Source organism: Rhizobium brockwellii, from assembly GCF_000769405.2.
Lineage (GTDB): Bacteria > Pseudomonadota > Alphaproteobacteria > Rhizobiales > Rhizobiaceae > Rhizobium > Rhizobium brockwellii.
This window is the reverse complement of sequence record NZ_CP053439.1, coordinates 3,254,706-3,280,149: the sequence shown is the minus strand read 5'-3', so window position 1 is coordinate 3,280,149 and position 25,444 is coordinate 3,254,706. Positions and strand designations below refer to the sequence as shown.

Sequence of the window (25,444 nt, the reverse complement as noted above, 5' to 3'; positions counted from 1 at the left end):
GCACTTCCGATCGGTTTCGTGCCGCGCATCAAGCCCTGATGATTGAGGTCAGCCCTCCGGGGGCGACGCAAACCGGCTCGCATCGAACAGGTCGGTGGCGGCCACCGGAATGATATCCTTACCTGATGTCGCGGCATTAACCTCACGATGAACCGTGCGGGGAGAAACGCGAGGCGCGTTCAAAGCAATCGCCTCGCCGGGAGAATGCAGCGCCCATTTCATCAGCGCCGCGTCGGACGTCGATCCAAAGAAACTTGCTTCCTCCCAGGAAGCGGTCATGGGCAGGGAGGCGATCATATCAGCGCCCTGCTTGGAGGCCTGGTGTGCAACACGGAGGGGTTCGAAGCGGGCGTAGCCCGGCAATGCCGGCGCCGGCCTGTCCGGAAGGACATCAATTGGGCCGATCGACGCCGTTTCCAGTTTGTCATCCATATCAGCGTCGTGCTCGAGGGCGGGTGGCCGCATCGCCGGTATCGGAATCGGCAAAGATGAAACATCTGGAGCGGACCGCTTGTCATCCCGCTCGGCCGCGCCGGTCTGCAGCGCCAGCGCATTCAATGCCCGGCTTCGGGGCGCGGGCAGAAGCGCCGTCACGAGTTTATTGTCTGCGGTATCGCGACTTGACGTGGTCGACGCTCCTGCGTCTTCGTCTTCTCCCGCGGTGCTGGCGATCTGGATCGAGGTGGGGCCGCCGCGCTTCTTGTAGTTCGCAACCGCTTGATTGTATCCCGGCAGCGGCCGGCCATCGGCCGGCAGGTGCATCGTCTGCCCATTCGGGAATAGTCGAGCGAGTTCCTGCCGGGACATGCGGGGCCAGGCCCTGACGTTGCCGACATCGAGATGCACGAAGGGCGATCCCGAGGTCGGATAATATCCGACACCGCCGACCTGCATCTGCATGGCAAGCGCACGCAGCGTCGAAAGCTTCACGCCGGGAACGTAGAAGTCCATCGCCTTGCCCAGCATGTGCTGGCTCTTCTTGGCGACGCCCGTGCTGCGCGAGCGGTTGCGGAGCATGTTGTTGGTGGTGGGCGAACGATAGGCGGAGACGATATGGATGTAGTCCTTGCCGCCGCTGCGCTTGTACACCTCCCAGACCAGGTCGAGCAGCCGGGGATCCATCCGGGTCGGCTCGTTCCTTCGCCAGTCGCGCAGAAACCGATTGATCTGGGCAAGGCCTTTCGGATCGAACTTTCCGTCCCGCTTGTAGGTAATCGTGGCCCTCTCGCCCGTATGGGTAAAGAACAGCTTCAGGGCCCGATCTTCCGCTGAGGCAAATGATGCCGAACCGATAAGCGCCGGCAGCGCAAACAGAGCCGGCAGAATGGTCTGCGCTGCGAAGCGTTCCGCACGCGACAGCAGCGTGGCAATTCCACCCAAGGCCCCGCCCGATAATCCTTGCACTGGATACTTCAACACGAACAATCCCGCCTACACCAAACACTCGACGGTGTGCGGGTATCTCCGCATCCATCAGGCTCAGTAAAGCCAGCTTATGGTCAATAAATTCCTAACAAGGGGATTCGTAAGCTCGGTGACTTGAGGAAGCGGGTCATCTCAAGCGCAATCGGACCCTACGCCCGCGGGAGGAGAGCATCGAGCGCATTGTGTGCTGCTCTGAAATCCCCGCCGCTCTGAAACGGTTACCACCGCTCCCGATCTTCAGTCTCCCGGAACAGGCGATCTCAACTCCAGCCTAGCGGCTGACCAGAACATGCATCGACCTTAAACCCGGATCAATCAATAGGGCGAGCCAGCTGGGAATGAGGCATCCGATGCGCTGCCAACCGCCAGCCTCGTCGATCGGTAGAGACGCGACGCTTGCTCAGAAAAGCGTGCCTCGGTCAGAATTGGGAAAGTTCGCTGAACAAACTCTGCTATGCCCTCAGAAGTTCGGACTATCCTCATGGCCCTCCAACTCAGGGCACCCCCTGATGTTGCCGAAACCGATCGTTCGCCGGTCGCCCGATTCATCCAGACCTCGGAGCACGATGACATTGTCATCCTGCTGTATAATCTCGCTACGATAGATGCCGGCCCGAAGCGCCTGGTTTTTCGCTTGGCTTATATTACATTGACCGGGCCGCGGAGTAACGTGCCAGTATCTCCTCCCTTGCCCATCCGAATGCCATCCGCCCGAAGCTGCGAATCCTGACAGGCTGGATAGCAGTATCCCAGACGTCAATATTACGCTGCCTAGAACCAGTCTCATTTAACCTCCGTAAGCCGCGGCAGGGCTCGTTTTTGTCCTGTTTTCAACGGACAACCGGGTTTCCCATGGCGTCACCACACTAGCTGGCTCGCGCTAACACTGTGCTAACGCCCGCTTCGGCGGCAATTTCCGGATACTGAATACAAAGGTTTTTTTCGACGCGGTTCGCCTTGTGCTACCGATACCACCGCTCGGAGGAAGAGCAAGTAAAGGGCAATAAGTCAATAATTTCAATGTGTTTTGTGGCGCACCCGACAGGATTCGAACCTGTGACCTTTGGAATCGGAATCCAACACTCTATCCAGCTGAGCTACGGGTGCATGCTTGAGGCGGTTTGAATCGCCTGTCCGATGGGTGGTTCTTAGCCTAGCTTGCGGCCGGCTTCAATCGCGAAATTCTCAGAAATACGGGTGCTTGCGCTTTGCAGGGTGTTTTTATCCATCAGCCAAGAGGACCGTTGCATAAAAACTCCGCCGGCCTTGCGGGCGGCGGAGCGTGGTTAGTGTGGCTGTCGGTCCGCGGCAGTCAGATCTGCATGGCGCCGGGGCCGGGGATCGCCTTTGACGGCACCTTGCCGAGGATGATCATGCCGAGGACTTCGTCCTTGGTCACGTCTTCGGTGCGGGCGTGGCCGACGACCTGGCCGTTCTTCATCACCGAAACGCGGTCGGCGAGGTCGAAGACGTCGTGGATGTCGTGGCTGATGAGGAAGATGCCGATGCCTTCCTTCTTCAGCTGCTTGATCAGCTCACCGACCTGCGCCGTCTCCTGGGGGCCGAGCGCTGCCGTCGGTTCGTCCATGATCAGGATGCGGGCGTTGAAGAGGATCGCACGGGCGATCGCCACCGATTGCCGCTGGCCGCCCGAAAGCGCCTTCACCGGCTCCTTGAAGCGTTTGAAGTTGGGGTTGAGGCGCCCCATCACCTCGCGGGCCGAGGCTTCCATCGCGACGTCGTCGAGCGTGCCCCAGCGGGTCTTCAGCTCGCGGCCGAGATAGAGGTTGGCGGCGGCGTCGACATTGTCGGCGACGGCGAGCGTCTGGTAGATCGTCTCGATCCCGTATTTCTTGGCATCGCGCGGATTGCGGATGTCGGCCGGCTCGCCGTTGATCAGGATCTCGCCGCCATCGCGCTTGTAGGCGCCGGAGAGGATCTTGATGAGCGTCGACTTGCCGGCGCCGTTATGGCCGAGCAATGCCACGACTTCGCCGGGGTAGAGATCGACCGAGGCATTGTCCACGGCGTGAATGCCGCCGAAGGAGATCGAGATGTTTTTCAGTTCCACGAGGGGAGTGCGTTGATCAGCCATGTCTAGGGCTCCTCTCACTTGGCACGGGCGCGGTAGACGGTGTCGAGCCAGACTGCCACGACAAGGACGGTGCCGACGACGACGCTCTGCAGCGGCGTATCGACATGCGCGAGCACCATGCCCGACTGCAGCGACTGCATGACGAGGGCGCCGAGCATGGCGCCGGCAATGGTGCCGGTGCCGCCGGCCAGCGACGTTCCGCCGATAACGGCGGCGGCGATGGTATAGAGCTCGTCGAGCGTACCCTGCGAGTTCGTCGCGGCATTGAGGCGGGCGGTGGAAATCGCCGCGGCGATGGCCGCGAGAATGCCCATCAGCGCGAAGATGCGCACGGTGACCCAGCGCGTCTTTATGCCGGCGAGTTCTGCCGCTTCGGGGTTGCCGCCAATCGCGAAGACATAGCGGCCGAAGCGCAACCTTGTCGCGATGAAGGTCATGATGATGCCGACGACGATCGCGATCAGCACCGGCACGGCGATACCGTAGGGAATGTCCAGACCGGTTTCGGGCCAGGGAATATTGTTGGCCTCGGCATATTTCTTGGCGATGTTGATCGGCCAGTAATAGCTGTTGGCGATCCAGACCGCGCCGAGGATGAGCACGCAGCTGAGGACCGCGAGGAAATATTCAGCCCACATCGGCCGGCGCGGGAAACCGAAGCGCCGGCGCTGCCGGCGTGAGCCGACGATGCTTGCGATGACGAAGAGGCAGGCGCAGATGCCGACGATCCAGCTCCAGGTGGCGCCGATCGAGCCTTCGGCGCCGCCGCCCATGATGCGGAAGGTCTGGTCCATCGGGGCAACCGTCTGGCCGCTGGTGACGAGCCAGGTGGCGCCGCGCCAGACCAGCAGGCCGCCGAGCGTGACGATGAAGGAGGGAACGTTGAGGAAGGCGATGATGATGCCCTGGAAGGCGCCGATCAGGCAACCTGCCGCCAATCCGACCAGCAGCGTGATCGCCCAGGTGAAGGGGCTGTCGAAGCCGATATATTCCGGCAGGATCTTGGCCTGCGTCACGCCCATGATCATGCCGCAGAGGCCGAGCACGGAACCGACCGACAGGTCGATATTGCGGGTGACGATGATCAGCACCATGCCCGTCGTCATGACGGCGATGTCGGTCGTCTGGACCGAGAGGTTCCAGAGATTGCGCGGGGTCAGGAAGAGGCCGCCGGTGATGATATGGAAACCGATCCAGATGATGATCAGCGCGCCGATCATGCCGAGCAGACGCGTGTCGATCTCGGTGGCGCGGAAGAAGCGGGTCACCGGACTGGCTTCCGCCGCTCGCGGTCCGCTTGATGTTGTGGATTTTACCATTTCGGCCATGGGTTTGCCGTTCCCCCACTTTGTTTGGACGGATGCGCCGGCGTGCCCGAGCTGCATCGGCGTCATGCGTCTGTTCTTCAACTCACCATCGCGATGCTTCCGGAAACCGGTCGCGTGGCGTCGCGACACCGTTCCGGCAGGGAATGAAAACCCGCTATGGTGCGGCGAGGCGGAGAAAACTTCGTCGTTGGAGGTCTCATCCGCACCCGGCGCCGCAACGGTGTTCCGCTGCGGCGCCGGCAATTTCAGTTCACAGCCCTTGGCTTACTTGCAGGCAGCGACGCTGTCGGCCTTGACGCCCTGGCACGCTTCCGCCTTGGAGATCCAGCCGGCGTCGATGACGACGTTCAGATTGTCCTTGGTGATCGCAAGCGGCTTCAGGAAGACCGACTGCATTTCGACGCCCTTGGGGCCGCCCTTGAAAGCCTGGGCGCCGTCGATCTTGCTCATGTCCTTGCCGCCGGCGAGGTCGAGAGCGATTTCAGCGGCGCGCTTGCCGAGTTCGCGGCTGTCCTTCCAGACGGAAACCGTCTGCGTGCCGAGAGCGATGCGGTTGAGGGCTGCCTTGTCGCCGTCCTGGCCGGAAACCGGAACGGAGCCGGCGAGGCCTTGTGCGTCGAGAGCAGCGATCGCGCCGCCGGCGGTGCCGTCATTCGAGGCGACGACGGCGTCAACCTTGTTGTTGTTGGCGGTCAGGAACTGCTCCATGTTGCGCTGAGCGTTCTCCGGCAACCAGCCGTCAGTATAGGCCTCGCCGACATTCTTGATCTTGCCTGCGTCGATGGCGGCCTTCAGGACTTCCTGCTGGCCCGAGAACAGGAAGTCTGCATTCGGATCGGAAGACGAGCCCTTGATGAAGACGTAATTGCCTTCCGGCTTGGCCTTGAAAACGCCTTCAGCCTGCAAGCGGCCGACTTCCTTGTTGTCGAATGTGATGTAGAAGGCAGCCGGGTTTTCGATCAGGCGGTCATAGCCGACGACCGGGATGCCTTCAGCGGCGGCCTTCTCGATGGCCGGGCCGATTGCATCGGAGTCCTGGGCGAGAATGATCAGCGCGTTGGCGCCCTGCGAGATCAGCGATTCGACGTCGGTAAGCTGCTTTGCGGCAGAAGACTGCGCGTCAGCGGAAATATACTTGGCGCCCTTGGCTTCGAGAGCCTTCTTGATGGCGGCTTCGTCGGTCTTCCAGCGTTCTTCCTGGAAATTCGACCAGGAAACACCGACGACGAGATCGGCAGCCATGGCAGCGGTATGTACGGAAACGAGGATGGCAGCACCGGCCATCAATTTCAAAATAGACTTCATAATGTCCTCCCGAGTGGATTGCGACCGGCCCAGCCCATGCTTCCTCCGGCCACCGCGAAAAGCTGTCGAGGAAAGGTTCGGATTTTTTTCTCGACAGTCGAGAAATTTAGTGTCAGAGATTTTTTCAACTGTCAACACTGCACTGCCAGCTTAATTTCCTTGCGAAACTTCAGCTGGAGATGCAGTGGAAACCAAGGGTGGAGCAAGCAGGGAGAGAGGGCGGCATTCATGCTGACCAAGTCGAGCACGGAGCTGGTCCGGCAGAGAAACAGCGTGCTCGTGCTGTCCGTGCTGCGTCGCCACGGTGCGCTCGCGCATACCGAAATATCCGATTTTACCGGGCTGTCGTCGGCCACCATCTCGGCGATCACCACTGAGCTGGAAAAAGCCCAGATCATCGAGAAATCGGAACATCAACCGGCAAGCGGCCGCGGCCGGCCACGCGTGCTGCTGCGCCAGCGACGCGATTGCGGCTATCTCATCGTCGTCATCATCTCCTCGGATGCGGTGCAATATTCGCTGGTCGATTATGCCGGTAAACTGATCGACCGCTTCAGCGAGGAACGTTCGCATGATCCGGCAGGCGCTGTCCGCTTCGTCGCGGCGGTGCGGGCCGGGCTTTTGCGTATTCTCGATCGTTCTAAGATCAGCCAAGAAAAGGTGCTGCTGATCTCGATCAGCAGCAAGGGGCTGGTCAATTCCACCGAGCCGGTTCTCGTCTGGTCGCCGATCTTCGGCAGCGACCAGATCGATTTCGAATCGGCGCTTCGGCCGGAATGGCAGGCCAAGGTGATCCTCGACAACGAGACGCTGCTGGTCGCAGCAGCGCTCGGCGCGCGTGAAGAGATGGTGAAAGGCGCCGATTTCCGCTCGCTCGCCGCCCTTTCGCTCGGCCATAGCATCGGGCTCGGGATCGTCAGACGGGGCAACCAGACAGGCCAGGAGATATCGGCGCCCAATTTCGGGCACATGCTGCACATGGCCAATGGTGGGCTCTGCCGCTGCGGCACGCGCGGCTGCATCGAGGCCTATGCCGGTTTCTACGCCATCCTGCGCAGCGCCTTCGAAGTGCCGCTCGATACGATCCCGGCAAAGTTCGTGCCGGTGGCGGAACTCGACAAGATCGCTGCCAAGGCGCGCCAGGGCCACCGCGTCCCCGCCTTTGCCTTTCGCCAGGCGGGGCTGGCGCTCGGCAACGGGCTGTCGCGCATGCTGAGCCTGACGGAGCGCATGCCGATCGCCATCACCGGGCCGGGCACGCGCTATTACGACCTTCTTCGGCAAGGGATCGAAGAGGGTCTGGGGCAGTCGCATATCGTGCGCATGGAAGGCATGCCCGAGATCAGGGTGGTGCCCGACGAGCAGATCCTCGTCTTCGAAGGACATCTGAACCGGGCACTGTCGGTGATCGACCAGGATATCGTTCTCTCGGGCGTTCAGAGCGGGGATTGAGGGAGAGAGCCTGCTGTGCTCCGACGGCTGCCGAAACCCCTCCCCACAGGGGGGAGGGACTAACGTGCGGTGGCCGACGGCGGCAAGCGTCAACCTTTCTGCGGATGAATCGTGAAATGGAAAGCCGCGGGCGCGGCATCTTAGCCCCTCCCCCTTGTGGGGAGGGGATGGGGAGGGGTCTTCGGTTCACGCACCTGCGGGTGTCACCAAACGCGAAATGGCCGGGCTGGTGCCCGGCCATCTCATGCATGGCTTCCGGTCGGGAGAGGACCGTCAGCCGATCTTGATGAGCTTGCCTTCCTTGACCGACTGGACCGCGGCATCGGCGAGCGCGAGCGCTGCGAGACCATCGGCGCCTGAGGGAGAGATCTTCGAGCCCTTCTCGATTGCGGCGATGAAGCTGGCGATCTCGTTGGCATAGGCTTCGGTATAACGGGTCATGAAGAAGTCATGCAGCGGCGGGCGGGTGTAGCCTTCGTCGTTTGCGACTTCGATCGAGACCGGGCGCTGGTTTTCGGCCGAGACGAGGCCCTTGGAGCCGTGTGCCTCGATGCGCTGGTCGTAGCCATAGGTGGCGCGGCGGGAGTTGGAGATGATGGCCTGCTTGCCGGATTTCGTCTGCAGGATCACCGAAACGCTGTCATAGTCACCAGCTTCGCCGATCGCCTTGTCGACGAGCACGGCAGCGGTCGCGAAAACCGACACCGGTTCTTCGCCGAGCAGGAAGCGGGCCATGTCGAAGTCATGGATCGTCATGTCGCGGAAGATGCCGCCCGAGCGCTTGATGTAGTCGACCGGCGGGGCACCGGGATCGCGCGAGGTGATCGTCACCATCTCGACATCGCCGATCTTGCCTTCGTCGATGACCTTGCGCACCGCCATGAAATGCGGGTCGAAGCGGCGGTTGAAGCCGACCATCAGCTTGCCGCCGGTCTCCTCCACCACCTTGATGCAGGCCTTGACGCGGGCGACGTCGAGATCGATCGGCTTTTCGCAGAAGATCGCCTTGCCGGCGCGGGCGAAGCGCTCGATCAGATCGGCATGGGTATCCGTCGGCGTGCAGATGACGACGGCGTCGATATCCTTGGCGGCCTCGATCGCCTCGATGGTGCGGACTTCGCAGCCATAGGCGGAGGCGATCGCTTCGGCAGCCTGCGGAAAGGCGTCGGCGACCGCGACGAGCTTTGCATTGGCGTCGCCGCTGACAGCCTTCGCATGAACTTTACCAATGCGGCCGGCGCCGAGAAGACCAAATCTCACTGTCATTCTAACCTCCCTTGAATTCGGAACAAATAAACCGAATTATCGAATTTCTGGAATTTTCATTCCATCTTCTGTGGACCGCGTCAAGCCCGGGGATCTCTCACATTTGCAAGATTCGAACGAGGCCTGTCCTGCTCGGATTGACGTATTCTGCCGGAGCAGGTTTTGGTCAGGGCAGAGCCGATAGCCTCTGATCCCGGCTAGAGATGCCCGGACTTTCAGCCAAGAGAATACTTTAATCTGAACAGGAAAGGCTCTAGAACAGGATGACTTTAGGCCGGGTCGGCCTAAAATCTGAATCCTGTTCTACATTATATAGTTCGAGCATGATGTCGTCCGAAAACCGCTTACACTTTTCGGCATCATGCTCTAGAGACAATCGCGGCACGGGCCGACGGCAGTGCGACACATGCGACCGCGGGGCAGGAATGCAACTCATCGATCCGAATCATCCGGCATATCGGCGCCTCTGGGTGCGAATTGCCATCGTTGCCGTTTGCTTCGGCTGGGCCGTGGTCGAACTTGTCACCGGCGATCCGTTCTGGGCGGTGCTGGCCGGCGGGGCAGGCGCCTATTCCTTCTATATGCTGTTCTGGACCTTCAATCCGCAGCCTCCGGCCATCGAGCCGCCCGTGCAGCCTGACGCCGAGGACGAGGACGAACCCGCGGCGACCGCTGAAAAACCTTCGAAGGACGGGCAGGCGGAATAGTCAGCGGCTCAATCGCCGCAGCGCTTCGTCGATCAGCAGATTGGCCAGCATCATGCGCTTCGTCGCGTTGTCACGGAAGGGCAATTCTACGCCATCGGGATGATTGGCGCGGGCGAAGGCGCGGCGCTTTTCGCGGAGCGTCAGCGGCGTATCGGCGGCGGATATCGCCAGTTCGGCGGCAACCTCCTGCGGTGTCGTGCGGACGAGATGGTCCGGCATGACGGGCTCGGCTGGAGGCGCAGGCGCCGGCTTTTCCACGACCCCAGCGGCGGCATCGAGATCCAGATTGTCGAAATAGGCCTGGCCGACGCGTTGCGAAGCAGCCGAGACGCCCTCCATGACATCGAAGGCAAGCCCGGTGCCGAGGCCGGAGACGCGATGGGCAGCCGGCGCTTCGGCGTCTTCGGCCGTCTCGTCCTCTGCCTTCAGCCGCTCGAGGACTGATTGAAATACCGACTGTCCGAACAGCATCCCGCCTTCCCTTCGAAGCATGCATTAAAAACGGACAAGATGGCGCAGGGCTTGCGGGTGTCGTCAGCCGGCCTGCTTGCGGCTCTCCTCGAGGATGATGTCGTAGAGCAGCCTCGCGCTCGGCGGCAGCGCCCGCTCCCTGGCCGTGATCATGCTGTAGGGCTTGACGTTGATGTCGAAATCGATCGGCAGCATGCGCACATCCGAGGCATTCGAGCCTTGGCTGGCAAGGAACTGGGCGACGTCGACGGCGACCGGAGCGATCGCATCGGTTTCACAGATGATGGCGCAGGTCAGAAGCAGCGAGGAGGTGTTGACGATATTTTCCGGCAGCGCCACACCCTGCGACAGGAAAACGTCCTCGATCGTGCGGCGCAGCAGCGTGCCCGGCGGCTGGAACACCCAGTCGTAATCCCTGACGTCGGCGAGGCTGCTAGTCTTCTGCTTCATGAGCGGATGGCGGCTGCGCACAATCAGGCAAGCCCGTTCGATGCCGATCTCCGTTACCTCGAACAGGCGCGGGTTGAGATCATCAGGAATGCGGCCGATGATGAAATCATGGCGGGCGGCGAGCAGTTCGCGGGCAAGCACGTTGCTCGTCTCCACCTGGATGTTGATCTCGATGCCGGGATAGGCCTTGCGCACCTTGTTGATCGCCGGCACGACGAGGCTCATGGCCGGTGCCGTCACCGAGCCGATGAAGACCGAGCCGCCCTTGCCGCTTTTCAGTTCACCGATCTCGCGGCTCGCCTCACGCAGCTCCAGGAGGATCTTCCGAGCCCTTCGCGCTAGCGCTGCGCCGAAGGTCGTCAGCACCACGCCGCGGGCCACGCGCTCATAGAGCGATGTCTTGGTGATTGATTCCATTTCGGACAACATCCGTGACGCGGCGGGCTGCGAGATGTTCAGGACTTCCGCAGCCGCGGAAATCTGTCCACTATCTTCGATTGCGACGATCATCCGCAGGTGATTCAGCTTAAGTCCTGCACGCAAAAGGCTGTCATCGCCGAAATTATCACTGTGGATATCGACATGATCCATCGAAAATGGCTCGGAAATAACCGTCATGGTTGCAGCCTCCTCGCTGCGCTCCATCAAAAGTAATACTTTTTAACGATATACCAAAATTGTTATGCACGTTAGCACTTATTCTATTTGACAGTTATAGGAATCCATACCAGTTTGCCGCCGTGTGCTGGTTGGCACTCAACACGTGTGAGATCGTGGAGGAGACCTACTTCGTTTCTCACCATCTGAAGTAACTATCCAATACGGAACCTGCCACAGTTTCGGGGCGGGCGATTTTTCGTCCGCTGCTTATTAACAAGGGAGAGAGAAATGAAATCCATTATCTCATTGATGGCTGCGGCTGCCTTCGGCGTCGCTTCGTTCGTTGCACCGGCTCTAGCCGCGGATAAGGGCACTGTCGGTATCGCGATGCCGACCAAGGCTTCGGCCCGCTGGATCGACGACGGCAACAACATCGTCAAGCAGCTCCAGGCTGCCGGTTACGGCACTGACCTGCAGTATGGCGACGACGATATTCCAAACCAGCTTTCGCAGATCGAAAACATGGTCACCAAGGGTGCCAAGGTTCTCGTCATCGCTTCGATCGACGGCACGACGCTTTCTGACGTTCTCCAGAAGGCACACGACGCCGGCATCAAGGTCATCGCTTATGACCGTCTGATCCGCGATTCGGGCAACGTCGACTACTACGCCACCTTCGACAACTTCCAGGTCGGCGTTCTGCAGGCTGGCTCCATCGTTGACGGCCTCGGCCTCAAGGATGGCAAGGGCCCGTTCAACATCGAACTGTTCGGCGGTTCGCCGGACGACAACAACGCCTTCTTCTTCTATGATGGCGCAATGTCTGTCCTGCAGCCCTACATCGACAGCGGCAAGCTCGTCGTGAAGTCCGGCCAGACCGGCATGGACAAGGTCGGCACGCTGCGTTGGGATCCGGCAACGGCCCAGGCCCGCATGGACAACCTGCTCTCGGCCAACTACACCGACGCCAAGGTCGATGCCGTTCTGTCGCCTTACGACGGTCTGTCCATCGGTATCATCTCCTCGCTGAAGGGCGTTGGTTACGGTACTGCGGCTCAGCCGCTGCCGATCGTCACCGGTCAGGACGCTGAAATCCCGTCGGTCAAGTCGATCATCGCTGGCGAACAGCACTCGACGATTTTCAAGGACACCCGCGAACTCGCCAAGGTCACCGTTGCCATGGTTGATGCCGTGATGTCCGGCAAGGAGCCTGAGGTCAACGACACGAAGACCTACGACAACGGCGTCAAGGTCGTTCCGTCCTATCTGCTGAAGCCGGTTGCCGTCGACAAGACCAACTACAAGCAGATCCTCGTCGACAGCGGTTACTACTCTGAAGACAAGCTGAAGTAATTGAGAAGGACCGGAGCCCGCGCTTGCGGGTTCCGGTCTTCGATTTTATGATCGCCCAGCCGCTTGACGGCTGCAGGCGCTGGAACTTTGACTATGGAAAATACAATCCTCGAAATGCGGAGCATCACCAAGACGTTCCCGGGCGTCAAGGCGCTGGAGAATGTGAACCTCAAGGTTCGCCAGGGTGAGATCCACGCATTGGTGGGCGAAAACGGGGCCGGCAAATCGACCCTGATGAAAGTGCTATCAGGCGTCTATCCCACAGGAAGCTATGAAGGCGACATCGTCTATGAAGGCGAGACGCGCAACTTCAAGGTCCTGAAGGACTCCGAAGAAATCGGCATCGTCATCATTCACCAGGAACTGGCGCTCGTGCCGTTGCTGTCGATCGGCGAAAACATCTTCCTTGGCAACGAGAATGCCAAGAGCGGCGTCATCAGCTGGGACGAGACATTCAACCGCACGAAGCAGCTGCTGAAGAAAGTAGGCCTGTCCGAATCTCCGAACACGCTGGTCACCGACATCGGCGTCGGCAAGCAGCAGCTCGTCGAGATCGCCAAGGCGCTGTCGAAGAGCGTCAAGCTGCTTATCCTCGACGAACCCACAGCATCGCTCAATGAACGCGATTCCGACGCTCTGCTCAACCTGCTGATCGAGTTCCGCAAGCAGGGCATCACGTCAATCATCATTTCCCATAAGCTGAACGAGATCCGTAAGGTCGCCGACCAGATCACGGTCCTGCGCGACGGGATGACCGTCAAGACGCTCGACTGTCATGCGGACGAGATCAGCGAAGACATCATCATCCGCAACATGGTCGGCCGCGATCTTGAAGACCGCTATCCGCCGCGTTCGGTGCCGATCGGCGAAACCATTCTCGAAGTGAAGAACTGGAACGCCTACCACCAGCAGCACCGCGATCGTCAGGTCCTGCACAATATCAACGTCACCGTCCGCAAGGGCGAAGTCGTCGGCATCGCCGGCCTGATGGGGGCAGGGCGCACCGAATTCGCCATGAGCCTCTTCGGCAAGGCCTATGGCCACAAGGTTTCGGGCGAGGCGCTGATGCACGGCAAGCCGGTCGACGTCAGCACCGTGCGCAAGGCAATCGATGCGGGTCTCGCCTACGTCACCGAAGACCGCAAGCAGCTCGGCCTCGTGCTCAATGACACGATCCTGCACAATACGACGCTCGTCAATTTGAAGGCGGTGTCGAATGCGTCTGTTATCGACAGCTTCAAGGAGGCGCGGGTTGCGACCGACTTTCGGTCGAAATTGCGCATCCGTTCCTCCAGCATCTTCCAGGAGACGGTCAATCTTTCCGGCGGCAACCAGCAGAAGGTGGTGCTGTCGAAATGGCTGTTCTCCAATCCCGATATTTTGATCCTCGACGAGCCGACCCGCGGCATCGATGTTGGCGCAAAATACGAAATCTATACCATCATCAACCAGCTTGCCGCCGATGGAAAGGGCGTTCTGATGATCTCATCGGAAATGCCCGAACTGCTTGGTACGTGTGACCGCATCTACGTGATGAACGAAGGACGCATCGTCGCGGAACTGCCGAAGGGAGAAGCAAGCCAGGAAACCATCATGCGCGCTATCATGCGCTCAGGGGAGAAGAAACAATGACACCGATCAATCAACCTATCGCTGAGCAAGGGCGTGTCGTCTCCATCGGAGACTACGTTCGCGGCAACATCCGCGAATATGGCATGTTTATCGCGCTCATCGCGATCATGGTGTTCTTCCAGTTCTCGACCGGTGGCGTTCTCTTCAGGCCGCTCAACCTGACAAACATCATTCTGCAGAACTCGTTCATCGTCATCATGGCGCTCGGCATGCTGCTGGTGATCGTTGCCGGCCATATCGACCTTTCGGTTGGTTCCGTCGTCGGCTTTATCGGCGCTATCGCCGGTGTAATGACGGTGCAATGGCACACCAACTACGTCCTGGCGGGTATCGTATGTCTCGCCATGGGTGCGCTTGTTGGCGGCATCCAGGGCTATTTCGTCGCCTATCACAAGATCCCGTCCTTCATCGTCACGTTGGCTGGCATGCTGGTCTTCCGCGGACTGACGCTGTTCGTGATGACGGCATCGGGGACCGGCACCAGCATCGGTCCTTTCCCGCCGGCTTTCCAGCTGATCAGCATCGGCTTCCTGCCGAACGCTTTCGATATGGGCGGCATCAACTCGACCTCGATCATTCTGACCGTTGTCGGCGCCGTAACCCTCTTCTATCTGGCATGGCGCAAGCGCCTGTCGAATGAAAAGCATGGCAATGACGTCGAGCCGCTGGGCTTCTTCCTCGCCCAGAACGCCCTCGTCACCCTCGCCATTCTGGCGCTCGGCTACCAGCTGTCCATCTACCGCGGCTTCCCGAATGTGCTGATGGTCATGCTCGTTTTGGTTGCTGCCTATGCCTTCATTACCCGCCGGACGACGATCGGCCGCCGCATCTACGCCATGGGCGGCAATGAGAAGGCGACGAAGCTTTCCGGTATCAACACCGAGCGGCTGACCTTCCTGACGTTCGCAAACATGGGCCTGCTTGCCGGACTGGCCGGACTTATCGTTGCCCTGCGTCTGAACTCGGCGACGGCCAAGGGCGGCTTCGGCCTTGAACTCGACGTGATCGCGGCCTGCTTCATCGGCGGCGCATCCGCCCAGGGCGGCGTCGGCAAAGTGACCGGCGCTGTTATCGGCGCTCTGATCATGGGCATCATGAACAACGGCATGTCGATCCACGGTCTCGGCACCGACTCGCAGCAGATGGTCAAGGGTGCGGTGCTTCTCGCTGCCGTGTTCTTCGACGTCTACAATAAGAACAAGGGCTGAGCGTCTCAAGGCGCTAGCCAGGCATTCGCAGTCCTATGAATGATGGATTCCGGCTCCTGATGGAGCCGGACAGGCGGAGCTTTTTCCTGTCTTCGCCGAAACGAGAAGGATCGAAGACGTGCTTATTTCACAGATCAAGGGTGCAAACGGAGAGATCATCGTCGCCGTACGCGAGCAGGGCGGCGCTGCAAGGTCGGTCAAGAACGCCGTCAGCGTCTATGCACTGGCGATGGAAGCCGCAGATGGCGGCAAGTCTCTTGCCTCGGTCATCGAAGCGCATGGCTACGGGGACGCCGTCGATCTTGAGAAGGCCAATGCGGAAGGCCGTTTCCTTCCGCCGATCACCCATCCCGATGCCGCGCACCTGCATCTGACCGGCACCGGCCTGACGCATTTGGGCTCGGCGGCAACGCGCGATTCCATGCATAAGAAGACCACCGAGGCCGCGGAGGAAACCCTCACGGACTCGATGAAGATGTTCAAGATGGGCCTCGAGAACGGCAAGCCGAAGGCCGGCGAAAAGGGCGTCCAGCCCGAATGGTTCTACAAGGGCAACGGCTATGGCACGGCTGCCCCCGGCGCGCCGCTCATCTCGCCCTCCTTCGCGCTCGACGGCGGCGAAGAGCCTGAAATGGCTGGCATTTACGTGATCGCCAAGGACGGCACGCCGTTCCGCATCGGCTTTGCGCTGTCGAACGAATTTTCGGACCACGTCACCGAGCGGATCAACTATCTCTTTCTGGCCCACTCGAAACTGCGCCCGGCCGCCTATGGTCCGGAAATCCGCATCGGCGCGGCGCCGGACGATATTCGCGGTACCTCGCGCATCAAGCGCGGCGATAAGGTGATCTTCGAAAAGCCGTTCCTATCAGGTGAAGCGAACATGTCGCACACCTTCGCCAATCTGGAATATCACCATTTCAAATATGGCCTCTTCCGTGTTCCGGGCGATGTGCATGTCCATATGTTCGGCACGGCGACCCTTTCCTTTGCCGACGGCGTCAAGACCGAAGAGGGCGACGTCTTCGAGATCGAAGTTGCCGAATTCGGCCTGGCGCTCCGCAATCCGCTGAAGGTGGCCGCCGAGGAAGAGATCGCCGTCAGGCAGCTCTGAATTCAAGACCTGGCCGCATCCGGCGGCCGGCTCTTTGCTCGTAAACGGTAAAGGAGGCTTGTTAAGCCCATGACCATTTATCAAAACCTGATCGCCGGCGAATGGGTCGGCTCGAACGCGACGAAGAATATCAACCCGTCGGATACGAATGAGGTCGTCGGCCTCTATGCAGATGGCAGCGCAGATGACACCAGAAACGCCATCGCTGCCGCCAAGGCTGCCTTCCCGGCCTGGTCGCACTCGGGCATCTGGGAGCGCCACGTCATCCTGAAGAAGACGGGCGACGAGATCATGGCGCGCAAAGACGAACTGGGCGCGCTGCTTGCCCGCGAAGAAGGCAAGACTTTGCCGGAAGCCACCGGCGAGGTTATCCGCGCTTCGCAGATCTTCGAATTCTTCGCCGGTGAGGCACTGCGGCTGGCCGGTGAGGTTCTTCCGTCGGTGCGTCCGAATATCGGCGTCGAGATCACCCGCGAGCCGCTCGGCGTCATCGGCATCATCACGCCCTGGAATTTCCCGATCGCCATTCCCGCCTGGAAGATCGCGCCGGCGCTCTGCTACGGCAATACCATCGTCTTCAAGCCGGCCGATCTGGTGCCTGGCTGCGGCTGGGCGATCGTCGATATCCTGCATCGCGCCGGCCTGCCGAAGGGCGTTCTCAACCTCGTCATGGGCAAGGGCTCTGTGGTCGGCCAGACGATGCTCGACAGCCCCGATATTTCCGGCATCACCTTCACCGGTTCGGTCGGCACCGGCAAACGCGTCGCTACCGCTTCGCTCGAACATAACCGCAAGTTCCAGCTCGAAATGGGCGGCAAGAACCCGATGGTCGTGCTCGACGATGCCGATCTGACCGTCGCCGTCGAGGCCGCCGCCAATTCCGGCTTCTTCTCCACCGGCCAGCGCTGCACCGCCTCGTCGCGGCTGATCGTCACCGAGGGCATCCACGACAAGTTCGTTGCTGCGCTCACCGAAAAGCTGAAGACCATCGTCGTCGACAATGCCATGAAGCCCGGCACCCATATCGGCCCCGTCGTCGATGACCGGCAGCTGAAGACCGATACCGACTATATCGAGATCGGCAAAAAGGAAGGCGCCAAGCTCGCCTTCGGCGGCGAACTCGTCTCGCGCGAAACGCCCGGCTTCTATCTGCAGCCGACGCTGTTTACCGAAGCGACCAATGAGATGCGCATCTCGCGCGAAGAGATCTTCGGACCGGTTGTCTCGCTGATCCGGGTGAAGGATTACGAGGAGGCGCTGGCGACCGCCAACGACACGCCGTTCGGCCTGTCGTCAGGCATTGCCACGACCAGCCTCAAGCATGCGACGCATTTCAAGCGCAATGCCGAAGCCGGCATGGTGATGGTCAACCTGCCGACCGCCGGCGTCGATTTCCACGTTCCCTTCGGCGGCCGCAAGGGCTCGTCCTACGGCCCGCGCGAGCAGGGCAAGTACGCCGCCGAATTCTACACAACCGTCAAGACGGCCTACACACTGGCTTGAGACGAAGCGCGATAACCCTGATCGTACGAGGCGATCAGGGGATATCCTGAAGGACAGAGACTATGAAGAAGAAAGCAGAATGGCCGCGCAGGCTGAGGTCGCAGGAATGGTACGGCGGCACGAGCCGCGACGTGATCTACCACCGCGGCTGGCTTAAGAACCAGGGATATCCGCACGACCTGTTCGACGGCCGCCCGGTCATCGGCATCCTCAACACCTGGTCGGATATGACGCCGTGCAACGGTCATCTGCGCGAGCTCGCCGAGAAGGTGAAGGCGGGCGTCTGGGAAGCCGGCGGTTTCCCGCTCGAGGTGCCGGTCTTCTCGGCCTCCGAAAACACCTTCCGCCCGACCGCGATGATGTACCGCAACCTTGCGGCACTCGCGGTGGAAGAGGCGATCCGCGGCCAGCCGATGGATGGCTGCGTATTGTTGGTCGGCTGCGACAAGACCACGCCGTCGCTGATCATGGGGGCGGCTTCCTGCGACCTGCCTTCGATCGTCGTCACTGGCGGGCCGATGCTGAACGGCTATTTCCGCGGCGAACGGGTCGGCTCGGGCACGCATCTGTGGAAGTTTTCCGAAATGGTGAAGGCCGGCGAGATGACGCAGGCCGAATTCCTCGAGGCGGAAGCCTCGATGAGCCGTTCGTCGGGCACCTGCAACACCATGGGCACCGCCTCCACCATGGCTTCCATGGCCGAGGCGCTCGGCATGGCGCTGTCAGGCAACGCCGCGATCCCGGGCGTCGATTCCCGCCGCAAGGTCATGGCGCAGCTGACCGGCCGGCGTATCGTGCAGATGGTCAAGGACGACCTGAAGCCCTCCGAGATCATGACGAAGCAGGCCTTCGAGAATGCCATCCGCACCAACGCGGCCATCGGCGGATCGACCAACGCCGTCATCCACCTGCTCGCGATCGCCGGCCGTGTCGGCATCGATCTTTCGCTTGACGACTGGGATCGCTGTGGCCGTGACGTCCCGACCATCGTCAACCTGATGCCGTCGGGCAAGTACCTGATGGAGGAGTTCTTCTATGCCGGCGGCCTGCCGGTGGTGCTGAAGCGCCTCGGCGAGGCGGGCCTGCTGCACAAGGATGCGCTGACGGTATCCGGCGAAACCGTCTGGGACGAGGTCAAAGACGTCGTCAACTGGAACGAAGACGTCATCCTGCCGGCCGAAAAGGCGCTGACAGCTTCGGGCGGCATCGTCGTGCTGCGCGGCAACCTCGCGCCGAAGGGCGCGGTGTTGAAGCCTTCGGCGGCTTCGCCGCATCTGCTGGTGCACAAGGGCAGGGCGGTCGTGTTCGAGGACATCGACGACTACAAGGCCAAGATCAACGACGATAACCTCGACATCGACGAAACCTGCATCATGGTCATGAAGAACTGTGGGCCGAAGGGCTATCCCGGGATGGCCGAGGTTGGCAATATGGGGTTGCCGCCGAAGGTGCTGAAGAAGGGCATCCTCGATATGGTGCGCATTTCCGACGCCCGCATGTCCGGAACGGCCTACGGTACCGTCGTCCTGCACACCTCGCCGGAAGCGGCTGTCGGCGGGCCGCTGGCGGTCGTGAAAAACGGCGACATGATCGAGTTGGATGTGCCGAACCGTCGTCTGCATCTCGACATTTCCGATGAGGAGCTGGCGCGGCGGCTTGCCGAATGGCAGCCGAACCATGATCTGCCCACATCCGGCTATGCCTTCCTGCATCAGCAGCATGTCGAAGGGGCCGATACCGGCGCCGACCTCGATTTCCTCAAGGGATGTCGCGGAAACGCGGTCGGCAAAGACAGCCACTAGCGCGGTTCAATCCATAACGAGAAAAAGGCGGGGCACGACCCCGCCTTTTTCTTTGCACTTGTTCAATACGAAAATGGCTCTATATTCCGTATAGATGTACAGGAGATATAGTCATGTCCAAGACGATCGGTGCGGCGGAGTTCAAGGCGAAATGTCTGAACCTTATCGATCAGATGGGGAAGGACGACGAATCTATCGTCATCACCAAGCGCGGAAGGCCAGTTGCCGTGCTTTCGCCGGCACCTGACCCCAGCGGACGCAGGAGTATCATCGGCGCGATGAAGGGCAGCGTCTTGCGCTATGACGATCCGCTGTCTCCGGCTGCTGAAGCAGAAGATTGGGACGCCGTTCGTTGATCGTCATCGACACGCATATTCTCGTCTGGGCAATGCAGGACGATGCACGCCTCGGTTCCCAGGCCCGACGCGTCATCGACGAGATGACGGAGAAAAGCCGGATCCTGATTTCGGCGATTACACCTTGGGAAATCGCGATGCTTGTGCAGAAGGGACGCCTGGCACTCGGCGACGACGTGGGGCGGTGGATCGACAGCGCATTGTCCCTGCCCGGAATCCAACTCGCACCGATTGAGCCTTCCATCGCGATAGACAGCGTTCGGCTGCCTGGTGAGTTTCATGCCGACCCCGCCGACCGCATCATCGTTGCCACGGCCCGTTTTCATCGCGTACCGTTGCTCACGGCCGACCAGGCGATCTTCAGCTACGGCGTGCGCGGCCACCTCCAGGTTCTTGCAGCGGGTTAGGCTTGGGGTGAGAGTTCAAGTTGCCGTCTTGGGACAGGGCCGGGTTGACCAGCCTAAAATCATCCGACTCTAGCCGTTTGAGACCGCCATGCTGTGATCTTCGTCTGCGCCACGTTCGAAGAGCGCGCGGATTGCCGGCCATTTGCGGCGGAAGGCGGCGACGCAGGCCGGGTCGAAATGCGATCCGCTGCAGGCGATGATTTCCTCGTAGGCATGCTCGATCGGCCAGGCCTGCTTGTAGGGCCGGTCGGAGCAGAGCGCTTCGAAGACGTCGGCGACGGCGACGATGCGCGCTTCGATCGGGATCGCGTCGCCGGACAGGCCCTTGGGATAGCCGGTTCCGTCCCATTTTTCATGATGGCCGGCGATGATGGCGGTGGCGACGCGGGAAAGCTCGGCGGAACTGTTGGCCAGAATGGCGACACCGATCGGGACATGCTCGCGCATGCGTTCGATCTCGTGCCGCTCGAGCTTGCCCGGCTTCTGCAGGATGGCATCGGGAATGGCGATCTTGCCGATATCGTGCAGGGGAGCGGCGAGATAAATATTGCGCCGCTGGATGCGGTCGAGGCCGAGGCCTTCGGCGATCAGCTCGGCGATGTTGGCGACGCGCTCGATATGGTCGCCGGTATTGCCATCGCGCGAGGCCATTGCCTGGGCAAGGCACCAGATGATCTCCTGCTCGCGCATGTCGGCCTGTTCGGTGGCGTGGCGGAAGGCCATATCGAGTGATTTCGCCCGGTCGGCAAGCGCCAGCTGGGCCTTATGCAGGGCCATCAGGTTGAGGACACGTGCCTGCAGTTCCAAGGGGTCGAAGGGCTTGGCGAGAAAGTCCGTGGCGCCGGCCTCCAGCGCTTCCAGCCGAACCGCCCGCTTCGCCTGCGAGGTGATCATCACGACGGGCACATCCTCATAACCCGGCTGGCGGCGCAGCCTGCGGATCATCTCGATACCGTTCATCTCAGGCATCAGGTAATCCACCAGCACGACGTCGAAATCGACCTCCCGACAGCGGGCAAGGGCTTCGAGCGGATTGGTGAAGCTTTCGACCACACAGCCGGCGAAACCACGGACCGCGGTCTCAAGGGCGAGAAGGCTGGATTCGCTGTCGTCGACGATAAGAAGAGGCATGGACGATCTCGTTAATCCCAGAAGCAAACAGGCTGCCCTCATCGGAGGGCGCGTTCGTCGCCTCATCCATACCGGCAGCTGTACATCATCATTAAAGCCTGCATCATGCCGCTTCTTAAACGACGCCTGCCGAAATACACCAGGCGTCGCCGCAGACAAGCTTGTGCCTGCGGCCTTAAAATAGAGTTAGTCTGCAATGAAAAATTGACGAATGGCAATTATGGCGTGCGACGCGTGCCGGAAGCCGGCGGAATTTCGGGACTCTCTGTTGCTATATTCAAGTCCAACATGCTTGTTTCGCGGCGAGTTCGGCAGCTATTCTACCGGCCAATCGCAGGGTGCGATAAAGCTGCCTGTATGTTCAGCTCTGGCTCTGGCTTTGCATCTGACCGCCGTCCTCGACCTTCACGGTGACCGACAGCGTTTCGCCCGGCGTGCCGATGCGCATGCCTGAAATCGGCGCGGCGTCGCGATAGCAGAGGCCGGAGGCGACTCTGATGTAACGGGCATCCGGGCAGATCTCGTTGGCGGGATCGAAGCCGACCCAGCCAAGGCCGGGAATATGGGCCTCTGCCCAGGCATGGGTCGCCGCCTGTTCGATCTTTTCCTCCATCATCAAATAACCGGAGATGTAACGCGCCGGCACCTGCAGGGTGCGGGCGGCGGCAATGAAAATATGCGCATGGTCCTGACAGACGCCGCTCTTCCTCTCCAGCGCCTGCTCGGCCGTCGTCTCGGTATTGCTGGTGCCGGGCCTATAATCGACCGTTTCGTGGATCGCCGCCATCAGCGCATGCATGCGGGCAAGCTCGTTATCGCCACCGACGCCCTTGATCAGTTCCTTCACCAGCTTGCCGCCCTTGGTCAGCGGCGTGTCGCGCAGGAAGAGCCAAAGCGGGCAGAAGCCGGTATGCGGGCCGGTGACGCCGTTGTTGTCCCCCGTCTCGACCTCGCCTTCGGCGAGGATGCGCGTCATCTCCTGTTCACCTTCCAGCGAGACCAGATTGACATGATTGCCGTACTGGTCGTCATATTCGACCTCCGGCGTAGCGCCCTCGACCTTCAGGGCCCAGCCGAGTACTTTTTGAGTGGAGTTCGTCGGCGGCGTCAGCCGTAGCCGTTGCAGCGAGAACTGCGCCGGTTCGTCGTAGCGGTATTCGGTGAGGTGGCTGATCTTCAGTCTCATGTTGTTATCCGCTTATACATAGAACCGGTAGCCATCGGAAATTTCCGCGCCGAGCTTGTTGTTGCGCGAGACGAAATCCTCCAGGAACTCATGCAGGCCCTGATCCATGATATCCCGGATCGCCCTCGTCTGCAGTGTCGTGCGGATCGAATCCGCCGTATCGTGGGCAGGGAGCCGCGCCTCGTAATCCTGGGCGAGATAGCCGAGATTGCTGACGATCTTCTCGTAGCAATAGGCAAGTGAGCGCGGCATCTGGACATTCAGCGTCAGGAAGTCGGCGATGTTCATCGCCCGGTATTCGCCGTCATAGGCCCAACTATAGGCACGGTGCGCAGAGACCGAACGCAGGATCGATTCCCACTGTACATTGTCGAGGGAGGAGCCGACGGCCGAGACCGAGGGCAGCAGCACGTAATATTTTACGTCGAGGATGCGGCTGGTATTGTCGGCCCGCTCGATGAAGGTGCCGATGCGGGCAAAATTATAGAGTTCGTTGCGCAGTGTCGAGCCATGGAAAGCACCGCGAATGAGGCCGGCGCGGCGCTTGATGACATCGATCACCTCTGGCATTTCAGCGGCCTTGACGCGCTTTTCGAGCAGCGACTTCAAGTCGATCCAGCATTCGTTGGTGGCTTCCCAGGTCTCTCGCGTCAGCGCCGTGCGCACCATGCGGGCATTGTTGCGGCCGGAATCGATGCAAGACATGACGCTCGACGGATTGGTGCGATCGCGCAGCAGATAGTCGATCGCGTCGGCGTTGGTCAGCTTGTTATGGCCCTCGTCATAAGCCTCGCGCACGCCCGCACTTTGCAGAACGCCATCCCAATTGTCATCACCGGTGCTGCTGCGGGTGAGCGACATGCGCAACCCCGCATCGATCAGGCGGGCTATATTTTCGGCGCGCTCGATGTAACGAAACATCCAGTAGAGGCCGTTTGCTGTTCTTCCGAGCATCAGTCCTCCAATACCCAAGTGTCTTTGGTGCCGCCGCCCTGGCTGGAATTGACCACCAGCGAGCCCTGCTTCAGCGCTACGCGGGTGAGCCCGCCCGGAATGATCTGCACCTTGTCGGATACAAGCACATAGGGTCGAAGGTCGACATGGCGCGGCGCAATGCCCTTGTTGACGAGGATCGGCACCGTGGAGAGCGACAGCGTGGGCTGGGCGATGTAATTGTTCGGCTTGGACTTCAGCTTCTCGGCGAAATCGGCGCGTTCCTTCTTCGATGCCGTCGGGCCGACCAGCATGCCGTAACCGCCGGAGCCGTGAACCTCCTTGACCACCAGCTCTTCCAGATGCTCCAGTACGTATTTCAGGCTGTCGGCTTCCGAACAACGCCAGGTCGGCACGTTTTCGAGCAGCGCCTTGCGACCGGTATAGAATTCGACGATCTCGGGCATGTAGGAGTAGATCGCCTTGTCGTCGCAAATGCCGGTGCCCGGCGCATTGGCGATGGTGATGTTGCCGGAGCGGTAGACATCCATGATGCCGGGAATGCCGAGCGCGGAATCGGACCGGAAGGTCAGGGGATCGAGGAAGTCATCGTCGACGCGGCGGTAGAGTACGTCGATCGCTTCGTAGCCGCGTGTCGTCCGCATCTTCACCTTGCCGTCGATGACGCGCAGATCCGCGCCTTCGACCAGTTCGACGCCCATCATATCGGCGAGGAACGAATGCTCGTAATAGGCGGAATTGTAAATGCCCGGCGTCAGCACGGCGACGCGCGGCTTGCCCTTGCAGCCGGGAGGGGCGAGCGAGGCGAGGCTCTGACGCAGCAGATAGGGATAATCCTCGACACGCTGCACCTTGTTCTCATGAAAGAGCTCAGGGAACATCTGCATCATGGTTTCCCGATTTTCCAGCATGTAGCTGACACCGGAGGGCGTGCGGGCATTATCCTCCAGCACGTAAAACTGGTCCTCTCCGGTGCGCACGATGTCGGTGCCGACAATGTGGGTGTAGACGCCGCCGGGCGGTCGGAAACCGATCATCTCGGGGATGAAGGTGACGTTATTCTCGATCAGCTCACGCGGAACGCGGCCGGCGCGGATGATCTCCTGCTTATGGTAGATATCGTCGAGAAAGGCGTTGAGTGCGATCACCCGCTGCTCGATGCCTTGGGCGAGCTTGCGCCATTCGCGGGCGGAGATGATGCGGGGAATGATGTCGAAGGGGATGAGCTTTTCGGAACTGTCGGCATGGCCGTAGACCGCGAAGGTGATGCCGGTCTTCCGGAAGATGTTTTCCGCATCGCGGGACTTGGCAATCAGATGCGCCCGGTCTTGGCTGTTGTACCACTCGAAGTATTTGTCGTAAGGCGGGCGAGGGCTTTCGTCCCCGGTAATCATTTCATCAAATGCCAAAAGCTCGGCTCCCCTTTTTGTTCATTTGAATACAACGCAAATGGCAATGCAAGAACCATGCGCAGTTCGGGGAAAAGATTTTGCGCTGCGGGAAACGGGTGAAAATCTGGGCATTTGAAGTGATGCGCTGTGGCATGGCGGATATTCATCCCAGGTGTCTGCGCAAAATCTGAGCATGTGACCGTTTTTCGTTCTATGAAGGCGATCGAATGTGGTCATGCGTGCCAGGCTCGCCGCCCCCTGCAGAACCGCCATCGGTCTTTGCATCAGTGAAATTTCAAATAAGCATC

General features: G+C 60.5%; 22 protein-coding genes and 1 tRNA gene. 10 read left to right on the top strand and 13 right to left on the bottom strand.

Going from position 1 to position 25,444, the window contains the following annotated elements; genetic code table 11:
- Nucleotides 1-48 precede the first annotated feature (48 nt).
- The 5 genes from RLCC275e_RS16340 to xylF form a co-directional block, all read right to left on the bottom strand.
- Nucleotides 49-1,425, bottom strand: a complete 1,377-nt coding sequence (locus tag RLCC275e_RS16340) for a peptidoglycan L,D-endopeptidase MepK (protein WP_033180071.1) — start codon at nucleotides 1,423-1,425, stop codon at nucleotides 49-51.
- A gap of 1,030 nt (nucleotides 1,426-2,455) precedes the next feature.
- Nucleotides 2,456-2,532 (bottom strand) — tRNA-Arg (locus RLCC275e_RS16335).
- 205 nt (nucleotides 2,533-2,737) lie between these two features.
- Nucleotides 2,738-3,520: an ATP-binding cassette domain-containing protein gene (locus RLCC275e_RS16330; RefSeq protein WP_003561812.1), complete on the bottom strand. Its 783-nt coding sequence runs from the start codon at nucleotides 3,518-3,520 to the stop codon at nucleotides 2,738-2,740.
- 14 nt (nucleotides 3,521-3,534) lie between these two features.
- The gene (locus RLCC275e_RS16325) at nucleotides 3,535-4,848 is read right to left on the bottom strand and encodes a sugar ABC transporter permease (protein ID WP_033180656.1); all 1,314 of its coding nucleotides are present in this window, start codon (nucleotides 4,846-4,848) and stop codon (nucleotides 3,535-3,537) included.
- 264 nt (nucleotides 4,849-5,112) lie between these two features.
- Complete coding sequence (xylF, locus tag RLCC275e_RS16320) at nucleotides 5,113-6,153, bottom strand: D-xylose ABC transporter substrate-binding protein (RefSeq protein WP_003561809.1); 1,041 nt, start codon at nucleotides 6,151-6,153, stop codon at nucleotides 5,113-5,115.
- Nucleotides 6,154-6,381: 228 nt separating this feature from the next.
- Here xylF and RLCC275e_RS16315 point away from each other — a divergent pair, with 228 nt between their 5' ends.
- A complete protein-coding gene (locus RLCC275e_RS16315; RefSeq protein ID WP_033180073.1) occupies nucleotides 6,382-7,605 on the top strand; it encodes an ROK family transcriptional regulator in 1,224 nt (407 codons plus the stop codon).
- Between the two features lie 273 nt (nucleotides 7,606-7,878).
- Here RLCC275e_RS16315 and iolG read toward each other — a convergent pair whose 3' ends face one another.
- A complete protein-coding gene (gene iolG / locus RLCC275e_RS16310; protein ID WP_033180074.1) occupies nucleotides 7,879-8,871 on the bottom strand; it encodes an inositol 2-dehydrogenase in 993 nt (330 codons plus the stop codon).
- A 425-nt stretch (nucleotides 8,872-9,296) separates the two neighbouring features.
- On the opposite strand from iolG, the gene RLCC275e_RS16305 reads away from it, so the two are divergent.
- On the top strand, nucleotides 9,297-9,578 hold the full coding sequence (locus RLCC275e_RS16305; protein ID WP_033180075.1) for a hypothetical protein: 282 nt from the start codon (nucleotides 9,297-9,299) through the stop codon (nucleotides 9,576-9,578).
- Here RLCC275e_RS16305 and RLCC275e_RS16300 read toward each other — a convergent pair whose 3' ends face one another.
- The gene (locus RLCC275e_RS16300; RefSeq protein WP_033180076.1) at nucleotides 9,579-10,049 is read right to left on the bottom strand and encodes a hypothetical protein; all 471 of its coding nucleotides are present in this window, start codon (nucleotides 10,047-10,049) and stop codon (nucleotides 9,579-9,581) included.
- A gap of 63 nt (nucleotides 10,050-10,112) precedes the next feature.
- A complete protein-coding gene (locus RLCC275e_RS16295; RefSeq protein ID WP_033180657.1) occupies nucleotides 10,113-11,117 on the bottom strand; it encodes a LysR family transcriptional regulator in 1,005 nt (334 codons plus the stop codon).
- Between the two features lie 270 nt (nucleotides 11,118-11,387).
- Between RLCC275e_RS16295 and chvE the strand changes: the two genes are divergently transcribed.
- The 8 genes from chvE (at nucleotide 11,388) to RLCC275e_RS16255 (ending at nucleotide 20,474) form a co-directional block, all read left to right on the top strand.
- Complete coding sequence (gene chvE / locus RLCC275e_RS16290; protein WP_003561803.1) at nucleotides 11,388-12,452, top strand: multiple monosaccharide ABC transporter substrate-binding protein; 1,065 nt, start codon at nucleotides 11,388-11,390, stop codon at nucleotides 12,450-12,452.
- A 93-nt stretch (nucleotides 12,453-12,545) separates the two neighbouring features.
- Entirely contained in the window at nucleotides 12,546-14,084 is a 1,539-nt protein-coding gene (gene mmsA, locus RLCC275e_RS16285; protein WP_003561802.1) for a multiple monosaccharide ABC transporter ATP-binding protein, read from the top strand.
- Complete coding sequence (gene mmsB, locus RLCC275e_RS16280; protein WP_003561801.1) at nucleotides 14,081-15,292, top strand: multiple monosaccharide ABC transporter permease; 1,212 nt, start codon at nucleotides 14,081-14,083, stop codon at nucleotides 15,290-15,292. The genes mmsA and mmsB overlap by 4 nt, the downstream gene beginning before the upstream one ends.
- A 118-nt stretch (nucleotides 15,293-15,410) precedes the next feature.
- The gene (gene araD1 / locus RLCC275e_RS16275; protein ID WP_033180078.1) at nucleotides 15,411-16,406 is read left to right on the top strand and encodes an AraD1 family protein; all 996 of its coding nucleotides are present in this window, start codon (nucleotides 15,411-15,413) and stop codon (nucleotides 16,404-16,406) included.
- Nucleotides 16,407-16,475: 69 nt separating this feature from the next.
- Entirely contained in the window at nucleotides 16,476-17,909 is a 1,434-nt protein-coding gene (locus RLCC275e_RS16270; protein WP_130707839.1) for an aldehyde dehydrogenase family protein, read from the top strand.
- Nucleotides 17,910-17,971: 62 nt separating this feature from the next.
- Nucleotides 17,972-19,711 (top strand): L-arabinonate dehydratase, encoded by a 1,740-nt coding sequence (araD, locus tag RLCC275e_RS16265; RefSeq protein ID WP_027664014.1) that lies wholly within the window; start codon nucleotides 17,972-17,974, stop codon nucleotides 19,709-19,711.
- Nucleotides 19,712-19,824: 113 nt separating this feature from the next.
- Nucleotides 19,825-20,067 (top strand): type II toxin-antitoxin system Phd/YefM family antitoxin, encoded by a 243-nt coding sequence (locus RLCC275e_RS16260; protein WP_033180079.1) that lies wholly within the window; start codon nucleotides 19,825-19,827, stop codon nucleotides 20,065-20,067.
- The gene (locus tag RLCC275e_RS16255; protein WP_033180080.1) at nucleotides 20,064-20,474 is read left to right on the top strand and encodes a type II toxin-antitoxin system VapC family toxin; all 411 of its coding nucleotides are present in this window, start codon (nucleotides 20,064-20,066) and stop codon (nucleotides 20,472-20,474) included. The genes RLCC275e_RS16260 and RLCC275e_RS16255 overlap by 4 nt, the downstream gene beginning before the upstream one ends.
- A gap of 69 nt (nucleotides 20,475-20,543) precedes the next feature.
- On the opposite strand, the gene RLCC275e_RS16250 is transcribed toward RLCC275e_RS16255, so the two are convergent.
- From RLCC275e_RS16250 to RLCC275e_RS16230, 5 genes are all read right to left on the bottom strand, one after another.
- Nucleotides 20,544-21,605: an HD domain-containing phosphohydrolase gene (locus tag RLCC275e_RS16250; RefSeq protein ID WP_033180081.1), complete on the bottom strand. Its 1,062-nt coding sequence runs from the start codon at nucleotides 21,603-21,605 to the stop codon at nucleotides 20,544-20,546.
- Between the two features lie 361 nt (nucleotides 21,606-21,966).
- Entirely contained in the window at nucleotides 21,967-22,791 is an 825-nt protein-coding gene (locus RLCC275e_RS16245) for a transglutaminase family protein (RefSeq protein WP_033180082.1), read from the bottom strand.
- Between the two features lie 12 nt (nucleotides 22,792-22,803).
- Complete coding sequence (locus tag RLCC275e_RS16240) at nucleotides 22,804-23,745, bottom strand: alpha-E domain-containing protein (RefSeq protein ID WP_003561792.1); 942 nt, start codon at nucleotides 23,743-23,745, stop codon at nucleotides 22,804-22,806.
- A complete protein-coding gene (locus tag RLCC275e_RS16235) occupies nucleotides 23,745-25,154 on the bottom strand; it encodes a circularly permuted type 2 ATP-grasp protein (RefSeq protein WP_003561791.1) in 1,410 nt (469 codons plus the stop codon). Before RLCC275e_RS16235 ends, RLCC275e_RS16240 begins: the two co-directional genes overlap by 1 nt.
- On the bottom strand, nucleotides 25,136-25,303 hold the full coding sequence (locus RLCC275e_RS16230; RefSeq protein WP_165402813.1) for a hypothetical protein: 168 nt from the start codon (nucleotides 25,301-25,303) through the stop codon (nucleotides 25,136-25,138). Before RLCC275e_RS16230 ends, RLCC275e_RS16235 begins: the two co-directional genes overlap by 19 nt.
- Nucleotides 25,304-25,444 lie beyond the last annotated feature (141 nt).